The organism is Pseudomonas sp. S2_F07 (genome assembly GCF_054668325.1).
Map to the genome: position 1 here is coordinate 2,221,258 of NZ_CP162758.1, position 14,768 is coordinate 2,236,025.

At 61.6% G+C, this 14,768-nt stretch carries 13 protein-coding genes; 6 read left to right on the top strand and 7 right to left on the bottom strand.

What is annotated here, in order from left to right; translation table 11 throughout:
- Positions 1 to 121: 121 nt before the first annotated feature.
- Together AB4O40_RS09800 and pap are read right to left on the bottom strand one after the other, a co-directional pair.
- The gene (locus tag AB4O40_RS09800) at positions 122 to 1,306 is read right to left on the bottom strand and encodes a thiolase family protein (protein WP_056727178.1); all 1,185 of its coding nucleotides are present in this window, start codon (positions 1,304 to 1,306) and stop codon (positions 122 to 124) included.
- Between the two features lie 102 nt (positions 1,307 to 1,408).
- Positions 1,409 to 2,929 (bottom strand): polyphosphate:AMP phosphotransferase, encoded by a 1,521-nt coding sequence (pap, locus tag AB4O40_RS09805; RefSeq protein WP_056727179.1) that lies wholly within the window; start codon positions 2,927 to 2,929, stop codon positions 1,409 to 1,411.
- 153 nt (positions 2,930 to 3,082) lie between these two features.
- Here pap and mnmC point away from each other — a divergent pair, with 153 nt between their 5' ends.
- The 5 genes from mnmC to AB4O40_RS09830 all read left to right on the top strand — a co-directional run bounded on the left by mnmC (position 3,083) and on the right by AB4O40_RS09830 (position 10,510).
- On the top strand, positions 3,083 to 5,062 hold the full coding sequence (mnmC, locus tag AB4O40_RS09810; protein WP_223541103.1) for a bifunctional tRNA (5-methylaminomethyl-2-thiouridine)(34)-methyltransferase MnmC2/FAD-dependent 5-carboxymethylaminomethyl-2-thiouridine(34) oxidoreductase MnmC1: 1,980 nt from the start codon (positions 3,083 to 3,085) through the stop codon (positions 5,060 to 5,062).
- A 170-nt stretch (positions 5,063 to 5,232) separates the two neighbouring features.
- Positions 5,233 to 7,005, top strand: a complete 1,773-nt coding sequence (locus AB4O40_RS09815; protein WP_460054763.1) for an N-acetylglutaminylglutamine amidotransferase — start codon at positions 5,233 to 5,235, stop codon at positions 7,003 to 7,005.
- A gap of 3 nt (positions 7,006 to 7,008) precedes the next feature.
- A complete protein-coding gene (gene ngg, locus AB4O40_RS09820; protein ID WP_056727182.1) occupies positions 7,009 to 8,757 on the top strand; it encodes an N-acetylglutaminylglutamine synthetase in 1,749 nt (582 codons plus the stop codon).
- 124 nt (positions 8,758 to 8,881) lie between these two features.
- Positions 8,882 to 10,072, top strand: coding sequence for an osmoprotectant NAGGN system M42 family peptidase (locus AB4O40_RS09825; protein WP_056727183.1), 1,191 nt, complete (start codon positions 8,882 to 8,884; stop codon positions 10,070 to 10,072).
- Positions 10,073 to 10,282: 210 nt separating this feature from the next.
- Positions 10,283 to 10,510 (top strand): YheU family protein, encoded by a 228-nt coding sequence (locus tag AB4O40_RS09830; RefSeq protein ID WP_056727184.1) that lies wholly within the window; start codon positions 10,283 to 10,285, stop codon positions 10,508 to 10,510.
- A gap of 5 nt (positions 10,511 to 10,515) precedes the next feature.
- Here AB4O40_RS09830 and csrA read toward each other — a convergent pair whose 3' ends face one another.
- From csrA to AB4O40_RS09850, 4 genes are all read right to left on the bottom strand, one after another.
- Positions 10,516 to 10,701 carry a carbon storage regulator CsrA gene (csrA, locus tag AB4O40_RS09835; protein ID WP_409078920.1) on the bottom strand — a complete coding sequence of 62 codons (186 nt, stop codon included), beginning with the start codon at positions 10,699 to 10,701 and terminating at the stop codon, positions 10,516 to 10,518.
- 155 nt (positions 10,702 to 10,856) lie between these two features.
- Complete coding sequence (locus AB4O40_RS09840; protein ID WP_056727186.1) at positions 10,857 to 11,189, bottom strand: YnfA family protein; 333 nt, start codon at positions 11,187 to 11,189, stop codon at positions 10,857 to 10,859.
- Positions 11,190 to 11,253: 64 nt separating this feature from the next.
- Positions 11,254 to 12,069, bottom strand: coding sequence for an SDR family oxidoreductase (locus AB4O40_RS09845; RefSeq protein WP_008048965.1), 816 nt, complete (start codon positions 12,067 to 12,069; stop codon positions 11,254 to 11,256).
- Positions 12,070 to 12,139: 70 nt separating this feature from the next.
- Positions 12,140 to 12,319: a hypothetical protein gene (locus AB4O40_RS09850; RefSeq protein WP_156385853.1), complete on the bottom strand. Its 180-nt coding sequence runs from the start codon at positions 12,317 to 12,319 to the stop codon at positions 12,140 to 12,142.
- 29 nt (positions 12,320 to 12,348) lie between these two features.
- Between AB4O40_RS09850 and AB4O40_RS09855 the strand changes: the two genes are divergently transcribed.
- Positions 12,349 to 12,507 carry a DUF3309 family protein gene (locus AB4O40_RS09855; protein ID WP_172435350.1) on the top strand — a complete coding sequence of 53 codons (159 nt, stop codon included), beginning with the start codon at positions 12,349 to 12,351 and terminating at the stop codon, positions 12,505 to 12,507.
- Positions 12,508 to 12,566: 59 nt separating this feature from the next.
- Here AB4O40_RS09855 and AB4O40_RS09860 read toward each other — a convergent pair whose 3' ends face one another.
- The gene (locus AB4O40_RS09860) at positions 12,567 to 14,660 is read right to left on the bottom strand and encodes an LTA synthase family protein (RefSeq protein WP_056727187.1); all 2,094 of its coding nucleotides are present in this window, start codon (positions 14,658 to 14,660) and stop codon (positions 12,567 to 12,569) included.
- Between the last annotated feature and the right edge of the window lie 108 nt (positions 14,661 to 14,768).

The following is a 14,768-nucleotide window of genomic DNA, read 5'->3' on the forward strand; positions in this document are numbered from 1 at the left end:
GCACCGCCGCTCCCACATTTGACCGAGTACTCAAGGTATATACGGTTGAATGTGGGAGCGGGCTTGCTCCGGGCGGCGTTCCGACGAATGCGATCTAACAAGTCACACAAAACAATGAAAATTAACGCACCGCTTCAAACAGCCCGGTCGCCCCCATCCCGCCACCCACGCACATGGTGACGATGCCATACCGCAAATTGCGTCGCTGCAATTCACGAACCAGATGCCCGACCTGACGCGAACCGGTCATGCCGAACGGGTGACCGATGGAAATCGAGCCGCCGTTGACGTTGTACCGGGCGTTGTCGATTTCCAGGCGGTTGCGGCTGTACAGGCACTGCGAGGCGAACGCTTCGTTGAGTTCCCACAGGTCGATGTCGTCAATCCGCAAGCCTTTGGCCTTGAGCAGTTTCGGTACCGAAAACACCGGGCCGATGCCCATTTCGTCCGGCGCGCAACCGGCGACGGTAAAACCACGGAAGAACGCTTTCGGCTTGAGCCCCAGTTCCAGCGCTTTCTCCAGGCTCATCACCAGGGTCATGGACGCGCCGTCAGACAACTGCGAAGAGTTGCCCGCCGTGACCGAGCCATCTTCGGCGAACACCGGTTTCAATCCGGCCAGGCTTTCCAGGGTGGTGTCCGGGCGGTTGCAGTCATCGCGGTCGACGATGCCGTCGAGGATCTGTGCCTGACCGGTGGCCTTGTCTTCGACGCGATACTTCACCGCCATCGGCACGATTTCATCAGTGAACAGCCCGGCGGCCTGAGCCTCTGCGGTGCGCTGCTGGCTTTGCAGCGCGTATAGGTCCTGCTCCTGACGGCTGACGTTGTACCGACGCGCGACGATTTCAGCAGTCTGGCCCATCGGGAAGTAGATGCCCGGCACCTGTTCCTTGAGCAGCGGGTTGATCAGGTTGTCGGTGTTGACGCTTTTCATGGTCAGGCTGATGGACTCGACGCCACCGGCGACGATGATGTCGCTGCACCCCGAAGCGATCTGGTTGGCGGCAATGGCGATCGCCTGCAAGCCCGAGGAACAGAACCGGTTGAGGGTCATGCCGGCCGTGCCGATGCCCAGGCGCGAGAGCACCGCGACGTTGCGACCGATATTGAAACCCTGGGCGCCTTCGTTGGAGCCGGCGCCGACGATGCAGTCCTCGACGCTCGCCGGATCGATTCCGGTGCGCGCCAACAGCGCATCGACACAGTGTGCCGCCATGTCGTCCGGGCGGGTCATGTTGAATTTACCGCGAAAGGATTTGGCCAGGCCGGTCCGCACGCTGTCGACGATCACCACTTCACGCATGGCATACCTCATTGTTGTTATCGGTTGAGAGTGGATCGAGCATAAGTCCAGCCCTTCACCGACCGCGACGATCATTCACCTCGCGTATGCGTAACCATGGCCTCAATCCTTGTCCTTGCGCTTGCGTTCATGCCGGTCGGTTTTTTCGAAAGCCTGCTCCAGCGCCCGGTTGATGGTGCGCAGCACCTTGACCCGTGCCCAGCGCTTGTCGTTGGCTTCCACCAGGGTCCATGGCGCAATCTCGGTGCTGGTACGGTCGACCATATCGCCGACCGCCCCGCGATAATCGTCCCACTTTTCACGGTTGCGCCAGTCGTCTTCAGTGATCTTGAAGCGCTTGAAGGGAATCTTTTCGCGCGCCTCGAAGCGCTCCAGTTGCGTCAGTTTGTCGATGGACAGCCAGAACTTGACCACGATCACACCGGCGTCGGTGAGCTGCTCTTCGAAATCGTTGATTTCACCGTAGGCACGCAGCCAGTCCGCCGGGCTGCAAAAACCTTCGATGCGCTCCACCAACACCCGGCCATACCATGAGCGGTCGAACACGGTGAACTTGCCCCGGGCCGGCAGGTGCCGCCAGAAACGCCACAGATACGGTTGCGCCCGTTCTTCCTCGGTGGGCGCGGCAATCGGCACGATGCTGTACTGGCGCGGATCAAGCGCTGCCGCTACCCGGCGGATCGCCCCGCCCTTGCCGGCCGCGTCATTGCCCTCGAACACTGCCACCAACGCGTGGCGACGCATGCGTTTGTCACGCATCAACCCGGAAAACCGCGCCTGCTCGGTGATCAGCTGTTCTTCGTAATCTTCTTTGTCCAACTGCAGGGTCAGGTCCAGGCTGTCGATCAGGTTCACTTGATCGACACTGGGGAACACTGGCGCGGCGCTGACCTTTTCCGGATGGATCTTCGGTCGCTTCAATGCGCCTTGCAGGCCCGCCAGCAGAATCCGTCCCACGGCCAGGCTGCGATAGTGGGCATCCGCTCCGGCGATCACATGCCAGGGTGCATAGTCACGGCTGGTGCGGCGCAGCGCCCGTTCACCATACTTCACGAACCTGTCGTACGTTTGCGACTGCTGCCAGTCCAGCGGGCTGATGCGCCAGCTGTGCAGCGGATCGTCGGCCAGCGCCTTGAGGCGTGCCTTCATTTGCTTCTTGGAGAGGTGAAACCAGAACTTGAAGATCAGCGCACCTTCGTCGCAAAGCATCTTTTCCAGGCGCTCGGCGCCGTTGATCGCCTGGTCCAGGCGCGGATCCTTGAACTCGCCATGGACCCGCCCCTGCAGCATCTGGCTGTACCAGTTGCCGAAGAAAATCCCCATGCGCCCCTTGGCCGGGAGCATCCGCCAGTACCGCCAGGCCGGTGGCCGCGCCAGTTCTTCGTCGGTTTGCTGATCGAAGGTGCGGACCTCGATCAGGCGCGGGTCCATCCACTCGTTGAGCACCTTGATCGTCTCACCCTTGCCGGCACCTTCGATGCCATTGATCAAAATGATCACCGGAAAGCGGCGTTGCTGCTGCAATTCGAATTGCGCTTCGAGCAACGCTTCGCGCAGGGCCGGGATTTCGGCGTCGTAGGTTTCTTTGTCGATGGCGTGATCGATTTCGGCGGATTCAAACATGAGCGGCTCCCTTCCAGATGTGAGCAAGACTAGCGGATTGAACTGAAGGCCAGCAGGGATTTTCCCGTCCTCGGCCAATGCATGTCTTGCCACGGATCAAGCACCACGCCTGCGATCGGCTAGAATGGCGGCCTTGCCGTTGCCGAGCCAGCCATGAAACCTGTATTGCCCCACGCCCAACTCGACTGGGACGACCAAGGTCGCCCGTATTCGCGAGTGTTCGACGATGTGTATTTCTCCGACCAGTCGGGGCTGGACGAAACCCGCTACGTCTTTATCGAACAGAACCGTTTGGCGGAGCGCTTTGCGGCCTTGCCCGAAGGCGGGCGGCTGGTCATCGGGGAAACGGGGTTCGGCACCGGGCTGAATTTCCTGTGCGCCTGGCAGGTGTTCGAGCAACACGCCGCGGCCGGTGCGCGGTTGCATTTTGTCAGCGTCGAGAAGTACCCGCTGAGCCCGGCCGACTTGCAGCGGGCCCTGGCGCTATGGCCGGAACTCAAGGTGTTTGCCGATCAACTGCTGGAGCAATACGTGGCCATCCATCAGGGCTTTCAGCGCCTGACGCTGGACCACGGCCGCGTGACCCTGACGCTGCTGATCGGCGATGCACTGGAGCAACTGCCGCAACTCGATGCCCGAATCGACGCCTGGTTCCTCGACGGTTTCGCCCCGGCGAAAAACCCCGACATGTGGACCGCCGAACTGTTTGCCGAACTGGCTCGCCTGGCCGCTCCCGGTGCATCCATCAGCACTTTCACCAGCACCGGCTGGGTGCGGCGCCTGCTCAACGCCGCCGGCTTCAAGATGAAACGCACCCCCGGCATCGGCCACAAATGGGAGATCCTTCGCGGCGAGTTCCTCGGCTGGCCCCAGGAAACGCCGGCTCCGGCCCTGGATAAACCCTGGTTCGCCCGCCCAACTCCGCTGACCGGCGAGCGCCAGGCACTGGTGATCGGTGCCGGCCTGGCCGGTTGTGCCAGCGCCGCCAGCCTCGCCGCGCGGGGCTGGCAAGTGACAGTGCTGGAGCGCCACGACGACATCGCCCGGGAAGCCTCGGGTAACCCGCAGGGCGTGCTCTACCTGAAGTTATCCGCCCACGGCACGGCGCTGTCGCAAATGATCGTCAGCGGATTCGGCTACACCCGACGCCTGCTCGAACACTTGCAACGGGGCCGCGACTGGGACGATTGCGGCGTGTTGCAACTGGCCTTCAATGCCAAGGAGGCCGAGCGTCAGGCGCAGTTGGCCGCGGCGTTTGCGGCGGACTTGTTGCACCTGCTGGATCAAACCGAGGCACAGGCCGTGGCCGGTATCGGGCTGGCACAGGGAGGCCTGTTCTATCCCGAAGGCGGCTGGGTCCACCCACCGGCGCTGTGCCAGTGGCAGGCTGCGCATCCACAGATTCAACTGCTCACCCATCACGATGCGCTGGAACTGCGCAAGGTTGAAGGCCGTTGGCAAGCCTGGGACGGCGAACGATTGCTTGCCGACGCCCCCGTGGTGGTACTCGCCGGCGCGGCTGAAATCCAGCGTTTCCCCGAAAGCGCCGAGTTGCCGCTCAAACGCATTCGCGGGCAAATCACCCGCCTGGCGCAAACCCCGCAAAGCCAGGCACTGAGCACCGTGGTATGTGCCGAAGGCTATGTCGCCCCTGCCCGCTTGGGCGAACATACCCTGGGAGCCAGTTTCGATTTCAAGAGCGATGACCTGACGCCGACCACGGCAGAACACCTGGGCAACCTGGCCATGCTCGAAGAGATTTCCCACGACCTGGTCGAGCGTCTACAGGCCGATAAACTTGCACCTGAAAGTCTCCAGGGTCGCGCTGCCTTTCGTTGCACCAGCCCCGACTACTTGCCAATCGTCGGCCCGCTGGCCGATACCCAGGTGTTCACTCAGGTGTATGCAGCACTAAGCAAGGACGCACGGCAGGTACCGGACGTCGAATGCCCATGGCTTGACGGTTTGTACATCAACAGCGGTCACGGCTCGCGCGGCCTGATCACCGCGCCGCTGTCCGCAGAACTGCTGGCAGCCTGGCTGGACAACGAACCCCTGCCGTTGCCCAGAAGTGTGGCTGAAGCCTGTCACCCCAACCGGTTTGCCCTGCGGCGCCTGATCCGGGGCAAGTAGTCGATACAGCAGCCGAAGTCGCCCTCACCGGGCGATTCGGCCGTGGCCAGTCGCGCATATAACTCATCGATCTAAAACTCCCCTTACCGATGAGGGTCACTTTCTGAGCACCCGCTGTTTCGGTGCGGTATCGATCGACCCTCCCCAACGGAAAAACCGGTAAGGAATTTATGTGCGGATTAGCTGGCGAGTTACGTTTTGATCACCAACCTGCAGACCTTGCAGCCATTGAACGAATCACCCACCACCTGGCCCCTCGCGGCCCCGACGCCTGGGGATTTCATAGCCAGGGACCGGTTGCCCTGGGCCATCGGCGCCTGAAAATCATGGACCTGTCGGACGGCTCGGCGCAGCCGATGATCGACCCGCAACTGGGCTTGTCCCTGGCCTTCAACGGGGCGATCTACAACTTTCCGGAACTGCGCGCGGAACTGGAAAACCTGGGTTACGCCTTCTATTCCGGTGGCGACACCGAAGTCTTGCTCAAGGGCTATCACGCCTGGGGCGAAGCCTTGCTGCCAAAACTCAACGGCATGTTTGCCTTTGCCGTTTGGGAGCGCGATGCCCAACGCCTGTTCATCGCCCGCGACCGTCTCGGCGTGAAACCGCTGTACCTGTCACGCACCGGCCAGCGCCTGCGCTTCGCCTCGGCGCTGCCGGCATTGCTCAAGGGCGGCGACATCAGCCCGATCCTCGATCCCGTGGCGCTCAATCACTATCTGAATTTCCACGCCGTGGTCCCGGCACCGCGCACCTTGCTGGCGGGCATCGAAAAACTGCCGCCGGCCACCTGGATGCGCATCGAAGCCGATGGCCGCACCGAGCAGAAAACCTGGTGGACCCTGCCCTATGGCCCTCACGCCGATGAGATGGATCTGACCCTCGAAGACTGGCGCGACCGTGTGCTCGACAGCACCCGCGAAGCGGTCGCCATCCGCCAACGCGCGGCAGTGGATGTCGGCGTGCTGTTGTCCGGCGGCGTCGACTCAAGTCTGCTGGTGGGCCTGTTGCGGGAAGTCGGCGTGGACAATCTGTCGACCTTCTCCATCGGTTTCCAGGATGCCGGTGGCGAGCGCGGGGACGAGTTCCAGTATTCGGACCTGATCGCCCGACACTACGGCACGCAACATCACCAACTGCGCATCGACGAAAAGGAAATCATCGAACAACTGCCCGCCGCGTTCCGTGCCATGAGCGAACCGATGGTCAGCCACGACTGCATCGCCTTCTACCTGTTGTCTCGGGAAGTGGCCAAACATTGCAAGGTGGTCCAGAGCGGCCAGGGCGCCGATGAACTGTTCGCCGGTTACCACTGGTATCCGCAAGTGGACGGCGCGAGCGATCCATATGCCGCGTACCGCGAAGCATTTTTCGACCGCAGTTACGACGACTACGCCGCCACCGTGCAACCGAAATGGCTGACCGCGAATGACGCCGCCGGTGACTTCGTCAAAGCCCATTTCGCCCAGCCCGGTGCCGATACGGCGGTGGACAAGGCCTTGCGTCTGGACAGTACGGTGATGCTGGTGGACGACCCGCTCAAACGGGTCGACAACATGACCATGGCCTGGGGCCTGGAAGCGCGCACGCCGTTTCTCGACTACCGCCTGGTGGAGCTCTCGGCACGGATTCCGGGGCGTTTCAAACTGCCGGACGGCGGCAAGCAAGTCTTGAAAGAAGCCGCGCGACAAGTGATTCCCAGTGAAGTGATCGACCGCAAGAAAGGTTACTTCCCGGTGCCGGGCCTCAAGCATTTGCAGGGCGATACGCTGGAATGGGTGCGCGAACTGCTGCTTGATCCCAGCCAGGATCGCGGCCTGTTCAACCCCGCGATGCTCGACCGTCTACTGACTGATCCACAGGGGCAATTGACACCGTTACGCGGCTCGAAGCTGTGGCAACTGGCGGCCCTCAACCTGTGGCTCAGCGAACAAGGAATCTGACCGATGAAACCTCACGCCACGGCTATCAGCCAACGCCTGTTGCGCGGCCAGTCACCCTCCTATGAACGCTTGCAGGCACGCCTGGCCGAGGATCGCTGTGAACTCGGCGGTGCGCCGATCGCCGTGCATTGCGGCTGGGGGCGCTTGCTGATCGGACACACCTTTGCCGATGCCGCGAGCCTGGCCGGAGAGTTGCTCAACGAGCAACCCGGCGAGCGGGACATTGCCCTGTACGTCGCCGCGCCCCAGCAAGTACTGGGGCTGGAGCCGACGCAGCTGTTCCTCGACCCGTCCGATACCTTGCGCCTGTGGTTCAGCGACTACCGGCAGGCAACCCGGGTGTTTCGCGGTTTCCGCATTCGACGCGCGCAAAGCGATGCCGACTGGCAGGCGATCAACCAGCTGTATCAGGCCCGCGGCATGTTGCCCATCGATGCCACCCTGCTGACGCCGCGTCATCTGGGCGGCCCGGTGTACTGGCTGGCCGAAGACGAAGACAGCGGCGCAGTCATCGGCAGCGTCATGGGCCTCAACCACCACAAGGCCTTCAATGATCCGGAGAACGGCAGCAGCCTGTGGTGCCTGGCGGTCGACCCGCATTGTGCGCGGCCGGGTGTCGGTGAAGTGCTGGTGCGGCATTTGATCGAACACTTCATGAGTCGCGGGCTTGCCTGCCTCGACCTGTCGGTGCTGCACGACAACCGCCAGGCGAAAAGCCTTTACGCCAAGCTCGGCTTTCGCAACCTGACGACCTTCGCCATCAAGCGCAAGAACGGCATCAATCAGCCGTTGTTTCTCGGGCCCGGCCCGGAAGCCGCGTTCAACCCCTACGCGCGGATCATTGTCGAGGAAGCACACCGTCGTGGCATCGATGTGCACGTCGATGACGCCGACGCCGGGATGTTCACCCTCAGCCATGGCGGGCGCCGGGTACGCTGCCGCGAATCCCTGAGCGACCTGACCAGCGCCGTCAGCATGACCCTGTGCCAGGACAAAAGCCTGACCCACAAAGTGCTCAAGGCTGCCGGCTTGAACCTGCCGGCGCAGCAACTGGCGGGTAACGCCGATGACAACCTGGCCTTCCTCGATGAACACCAGCGCGTGGTGGTCAAGCCGCTGGATGGTGAACAGGGCCAAGGGGTGGCGGTGGATTTGCGCACCATCGAGGAAGTGCAGCAAGCCATAGAAGCCGCTCGCCACTTCGACAACCGCGTGCTGCTGGAAAGTTTCCATGAAGGCCTGGACCTGCGCATTGTGGTGATCGGTTTTGAAGTGGTCGCTGCCGCCATTCGCCGGCCAGCCGAAGTGGTGGGCGACGGCCAGCACTCCATCGGTGCATTGATCGAAGCCCAGAGCCGGCGGCGACAGGCGGCCACGGGCGGCGAAAGCAAGATCCCGCAGGACCAGGAAACCCAGCGCACCTTGCGTGCAGCCGGATACGACTACAGCAGCATTCTGCAGGCCGGTGAGCACCTGTTCGTGCGACGCACGGCGAACCTTCATACCGGCGGCGTGCTTGAAGACGTCACGGCGATCCTGCACCCGACGCTGGTGGATGCGGCGGTACGGGCCGCGCGGGCACTGGACATTCCCATGGTTGGCCTCGACCTGATGGTGACGGCCGCTGACCAGCCGGACTATGTGTTTATCGAAGCCAACGAACGAGCCGGGCTGGCCAACCATGAACCGCAGCCGACAGCGGAGCGGTTTGTGGATCTGTTGTTTCCGTACAGTCAGCCGGTGGTCTCTTAGTGATGCGTTGCCTGGGCTGGCCCCTTCGCGAGCAAGCCCGCTCCCACATGTGATCGCATTCCCCTGTGGGAGCGGGCTTGCTCGCGAAGGCGGCCGAACAGGCGATAACCAATCAGGAGTTTCCATGACCAGCAAAATCCCCGAGCCGGACCTCGGTTACCTGCAAAAAGTGCTGCTGGAAATGCTCGCCATTCCCAGCCCCACCGGGTTCACCGACACCATCGTGCGCTACGTCGCCGAACGCCTTGAAGAACTGGGCATTCCCTTCGAGCTGACCCGTCGCGGCACCATCCGCGCCACGCTCAAGGGCAAGAAGAACAGCCCCGACCGCGCCGTTTCCGCCCACCTGGACACCATCGGCGCGGCGGTACGTGCAGTGAAAGACAACGGCCGCCTGACCCTCGCGCCCGTCGGCTGCTGGTCCAGCCGTTTTGCCGAGGGCAGCCGGGTCAGCCTGTTTACCGACAGTGGTGTGATCCGTGGCAGCGTCTTGCCGCTGATGGCTTCCGGGCACGCATTCAATACCGCCGTGGATGAGATGCCAATCAGTTGGGATCACATCGAGTTGCGCCTGGACGCCTACTGCGCCACCCGTGCCGACTGCGAGTCGCTGGGCATCAGCGTCGGCGATTTCGTCGCCTTCGACCCGCTGCCGGAGTTCACCGAAAGCGGCCACATCAGTGCCCGTCACCTCGACGACAAGGCCGGGGTGGCCGCACTGCTGGCGGCGCTCAAGGCCATCGTCGACAGTGGCGAAGAACTGATGATCGACTGCCATCCGCTGTTCACCATCACCGAAGAAACCGGCAGCGGCGCGGCGGCGGCGCTGCCCTGGGATGTCAGTGAGTTCGTCGGCATCGACATCGCACCGGTCGCGCCAGGCCAACACTCCAGCGAGCACGCGGTGAGCATCGCGATGCAGGATTCCGGCGGGCCCTATGACTATCACCTGTCGCGCCACCTCTTGCGCCTGGCCAGCGACAACGAGTTGCCGGCACGCCGGGACCTGTTCCGCTACTACTTCAGCGACGCACACTCGGCGGTCACCGCCGGCCACGATATTCGCACCGCCCTGCTCGCCTTCGGCTGCGATGCCACCCACGGTTACGAGCGCACTCACATCGACAGCCTCGCCGCCCTGAGCCGCCTGCTCGGTGCGTACATCCTCAGCCCGCCCGTGTTTGCCAGCGATGCACAACCGGCCAAGGGCTCACTGGATCGCTTCAGCCATCAGCTCGAACATGACACTCAGATGGAAAGCGACACGCGGGTACCGTCGGTGGACAGCCTGGTGGGGCAGCGTTCGGAGAGCTGATCCGGTTTTTTTGTTGCTGGAGAGATCGCCATCGCGAGCAAGCTCGCTCCCACAGTTGATCGGTGGTGAACACAATTACCCGGTTCGCCACTGAACCCTGTGGGAGCGAGCTTGCTCGCGATGGCGTCAGAGCAGACGACATCAAATCCCAGGCTAGCCGATACCGGCCAATCGCCGTAGCATCGCGCCATTGATCCAACCGAGGTGCCTATGCTGATCCCCCACGACCAACTCCAAGTCGACACCCTCACCCGCCTGATCGAGGATTTCGTGACCCGCGACGGCACGGACAATGGTGACGACACGCCCCTGGAAACCCGTGTACTGCGCGTGCGCCAGGCGCTGACCAAGGGCCAGGCACTGATTGTCTTCGACCCGGAAAGCGAGCAGTGCCAACTGATGCTCAAGCACGACGTGCCCAAACACCTGTTTGACTGAAGTCTTCAGCGCCCCTTGGTTTTCGCCAGTTTTTTCTGGATGCGTTCGTAGATTTCGCAGCGGTGCACGTTGACGTCCCGGGGCGCTTCGACGCCAAAGCGAATGTTGTTTCCATTGATCGCGAGAACGCGCACGGTAATGTTGTCACCGATGGAAATGGTTTCGCCCACAACACGAGTGAGTACGAGCATGAGGAGTGTCCTTCAGGGGTTTCTGGCCCTTGAAGATGCCCGGCCCGACGTACACCCACAATGCTCCGACAGCAAACCAGACCGGACTGACAGCCCTTGACGTACGGCACTTACGGAAAGGTCTGACAGGCCGATTGAATGTAGGGGCTGGTCTGTCAGGACACGGAGAATCGAGGCCCGAACAGAATGATGCTCGCGCCGATCACACACAGCGCCACGCCGAGCCAGTCCGAACCCAGGGGGCGAATCCGCTCGACCACGGCCAACCAGCCGATCGAGGCAATGATGTAGATGCCTCCGTAAGCGGCATAGGCGCGGCCGGCGTAGGTGGCTTCGATCCGGGTCAGCAGCAGGGCAAACAGGGTCAGGCTCAGGAGCGCCGGCACCACCCACCACATGCTTTTACCCTGGCGCAACCACATCCAGAAGGCAAAACAACCGGCAATTTCGAACAGCGCGGCGAGGAAAAACCACAGGTAATTGAGCATGCAAGCGTCTCGCGAGGATGGCCGATGGCGGCCACCCTAACCACAGCATTGCCTGCGGGCAAGATCAGCTTGCCGATTGCCTGGCCTTGGCGCGCATTTTGTCGGCCATGGCGGTCATTTCGTTGTAGAGCAATTGCGGGTTCTTCTGCTTGATCGCCCAGGCCATGCGTCCCTGCTCGTGGGGCAGGATCATGAACTCGCCGGCGGCGACCTGCCGATAGATGTAGTCGGCGATGTCGGCGGCGCTGATCGGCGAGCTTTCCAGCAACTTGCCGACCTGGGCTTTCATGGCCGGAGTCGGGCCGCGGAAGGAGTCCAGCAGGTTGGTCTGGAAGAACGACGGACACACCACATGCACGCCGACTTCCTGATGCGCCAGCTCGATCAGCAGGCTTTCGGACAACGCCACCACGCCCGCCTTGGCCACGTTGTAGTTGCTCATCGCCGGGCCTTGCATCAGCGCCGCCATGGACGCGATGTTGATGATTTTACCTTTGCTTTTTTCCAGCAGTGGCAGGAAAGCCTTGCAGCCCTTGACCACGCCCATCAGGTTGATCGCGATCTGCCAGTCCCAGTCCTCCAGGGACAACTCACTGAAAAACCCTCCAGACGCTACACCCGCGTTATTGACGATGACATCGATGCCGCCGAGCTTGACCTCGCAGGCCTGGGCGAACGCAGTCAACTGGCTGTAATCGCGTACGTCGCAACGCTGGATAAAACCGTCGCCGCCCGCTTCGCGGACCAGCTTGAGGGTTTCCTGCAAGCCGGGCTCGCTAACGTCCGACAAGGCCAGTTGCCAGCCTTCACGCGCCCAGCGCAGCGCGATTTCGCGACCCAGGCCAGAGCCTGCACCAGTGATCATCATGCGATTTTGCATAGCAAACAGCCTTGTTGTTCTCGGAAGATGCACCGAGTGTAGCGAAGGAAATTGCCCGACCCACGCTCCATCAGATTGCTGAATGGCCCGAGCAAACTGCGGGAGCGCCAGACGCAACCAAGGCAACTACAAAAGAAATAAGAACCCGTCCGAAATACTTCAAAAAAACTTGGAATTTTCCTGCAACCGCAAGAGTCGGAATTTTTAAGCAGCTCGAATCTACTTCATTCCAGCTGACCTTGATTGGCATGGTCAATCCACTGCATTTTCGACAAGGAAATAGACATGGGCACAATACTGATCATCATTCTGATCCTGTTACTGATCGGTGGTTTACCGGTCTTCCCGCACTCCAGAAGTTGGGGTTACGGCCCGTCCGGAATCATCGGCGTCGTATTGGTGGTGCTGTTGATCCTGCTCTTGCTTGGCCGAATATAAATATCCGCCAGGCAAAAAAAAGAGGCCCTTGAAGGGCCTCTTTTCTATTGCGTCACAACTTAGTCCGGCTTGCCATCAACAACACCGGCGGTGTTGTCCAGCAGGCTCTTGGTCGCTGTTTGCAGGAACGCTTCGAGCTTGAGTTTCAACTCGGCGGTACGCGGCGCATCGGCAATGACTTCGGCGCGAGGCTTGTCCCCCAATTCATACTGATACAACTTCGGCGCCATGTCCTTGTCCTTCGGCAGGACCAGAATCTGGTCTGCGGTAAGGATGGCCGTGGTCTGCTCGCTGCCCGACGGCTTGATCACACCAATACCGGCGTCGCCTTCGGGCAGGTTGAGCAGGTCGCGCCCCCAGCACTGATGACGCACCTCACCACCAATGCGGCCCATGATGGTCGGCACGATGTCGATCTGAGTGCCCACGGTGTGGTCACGCTGGCCGAATTTGTCCTGGATGCCCGGCGCGATCATCAGCATCGGCACGTTGAAGCGGCCCAGGTCCATTTCGGTGATCTGCTGTTCGTTACCAAAACCGTGGTCACCGACGATGACAAACAGGGTTTCCTTGAAGTACGGCTCCTTTCGGGCCTTTTCAAAGAACTGGCCCAGCGCCCAGTCCGAGTAACGCATGGCGGTCAGGTGTTCGTTCAGGCTGCCACGATCGGTCACGCGCTCAACCGGCAATGGCGTCGGCAAGGCGTAAGGCGTGTGGTTGGACAGGGTTTGCAGCAAGGCATAGAACGGCTTGCCGTTTTCCCGCGCCTTGAGTTCGACCAGGCCACGGTCGAACATGTCCTGGTCGGACACGCCCCAGGTCGGATCAGAGAACACCGGATTCACGAAATCGTTACGGCCGATGAAGTTGGTCATGCCCTGGTTGCTGAAGAAACCCGACTGGTTGTCCCAGGCGAAATCGCCGTTGTAGACATACACGTCGTCGAAGTCGCGGGCGCTGAGCAACTGCGGCAGACCGGACAGCTTGTGGCTGCCTTCCGGGGTCTGCATCAGGTATTCGAAGCCCGGCAGGTTCGGGAAGCAGGCCATGGTGGCGAACATGCCCTGGTGGGTATGGGTACCGTTGGAGAAGAAGCGGTCGAACAGCAAGCCCTCCTTCGACAGTTTGTCGAGGTAAGGCGTGATGTTGCCCGGGCCACCCAGAGCACCCACCGAGTGACCGGCCATGCTTTCCATCAGGATTACGACGACGTTTTTGATCGGCAGGGTCTTGTCGGCTGGAGGGGTGTAATCGCGACGTACCGCCGCGGTGTCGGCATCCACCAGTTTCTCGGCCGGCAGCACCAGCATGTCACGCACCACTTGCTGGGCTTGTGGCTGCGGCAGGGTCGCCTTCCAGATATTGTCGCGATCTTCGGACATCCGGCTCTTGGCGGCGGCTACCAGCGACAACGTGCCGTTGAGGCCCAACTGGTTGGCAAAATTCGAGTCGGTGGTATAGACGTCACCCCAACGCAGCGGCGGGCCCTGGCGCAGGGTGCCACGGGCAGCGACCACGCAAACCAGCAGGCACACCACGAATACCGCGATACGCGAGTACCACGGCGCAACCTGGCGTGTGCCGATGCTGCCGCCACTGAACGGGCCACGAGGGCGGGTCGCACGGTCGGCGCCCTTGAACGCCAGGCTCAGGATCCAGGTGCCCACGGCCCAGGCCAGCAGGTAACGGACCACCGGGAAACCGTACCAGAGCATGCTCATCACGGTTTTCGGATCTTCCTTGACGTACTGGAAGACCAGCCCGTTGAGGCGCTGGTGGAACTCACGATAGAAGTCCATCTCCATCAGGCCCAGGAACAGCGCAATGCTGGAGACGATCGTCAACCACAGACGGAACAGCCCGCGTGCGGCCATGGCCCGGGCACTGAACAAGGCCAGCAGCAACGGGATACTGAGATAGACCACCAGGCGCAGGTCGAAACGCAGACCGTTGGCGAATGCCTCGAGGAAGGTCGAGGCCGGTGTGTCGAGGATCATCGAGCTGTTGTAAGCCAGCAGCGCGACGCGCAGCAGGCTGAACATGACCATCATGACCAGGGCACACAACAGCGTGTAGGCCAGATGCGATTTGACGGTCGGTTGCAGCAGGCGACTAGAAGCTCGCTGCTGATTCAGGGCGTCCGGGATTGCCATGTCGTTTTAGGACCCATTGGAAGTTGAAGTTTCAAAAATACAGCTGCGCCTTGCCCTCTTTTCGGCCCGTACCAGGCCTGGGGGTTTGCGCGGTGCGCAAATGTTGCA

Excerpts from the sequence above, each read along its gene's own strand:
- AB4O40_RS09800 (WP_056727178.1), bottom strand. The coding sequence starts at position 1,306 with ATGCGTGAAGTGGTGATCGTCGACAGCGTGCGGACCGGCCTGGCCAAA.
- pap (WP_056727179.1), bottom strand. The coding sequence starts at position 2,929 with ATGTTTGAATCCGCCGAAATCGATCACGCCATCGACAAAGAAACCTAC.
- mnmC (WP_223541103.1), top strand. The coding sequence starts at position 3,083 with ATGAAACCTGTATTGCCCCACGCCCAACTCGACTGGGACGACCAAGGT.
- AB4O40_RS09815 (WP_460054763.1), top strand. The coding sequence starts at position 5,233 with ATGTGCGGATTAGCTGGCGAGTTACGTTTTGATCACCAACCTGCAGAC.
- ngg (WP_056727182.1), top strand. The coding sequence starts at position 7,009 with ATGAAACCTCACGCCACGGCTATCAGCCAACGCCTGTTGCGCGGCCAG.
- AB4O40_RS09825 (WP_056727183.1), top strand. The coding sequence starts at position 8,882 with ATGACCAGCAAAATCCCCGAGCCGGACCTCGGTTACCTGCAAAAAGTG.
- AB4O40_RS09830 (WP_056727184.1), top strand. The coding sequence starts at position 10,283 with ATGCTGATCCCCCACGACCAACTCCAAGTCGACACCCTCACCCGCCTG.
- csrA (WP_409078920.1), bottom strand. The coding sequence starts at position 10,701 with ATGCTCGTACTCACTCGTGTTGTGGGCGAAACCATTTCCATCGGTGAC.
- AB4O40_RS09840 (WP_056727186.1), bottom strand. The coding sequence starts at position 11,189 with ATGCTCAATTACCTGTGGTTTTTCCTCGCCGCGCTGTTCGAAATTGCC.
- AB4O40_RS09845 (WP_008048965.1), bottom strand. The coding sequence starts at position 12,069 with ATGCAAAATCGCATGATGATCACTGGTGCAGGCTCTGGCCTGGGTCGC.
- AB4O40_RS09850 (WP_156385853.1), bottom strand. The coding sequence starts at position 12,319 with ATGCCAATCAAGGTCAGCTGGAATGAAGTAGATTCGAGCTGCTTAAAA.
- AB4O40_RS09860 (WP_056727187.1), bottom strand. The coding sequence starts at position 14,660 with ATGGCAATCCCGGACGCCCTGAATCAGCAGCGAGCTTCTAGTCGCCTG.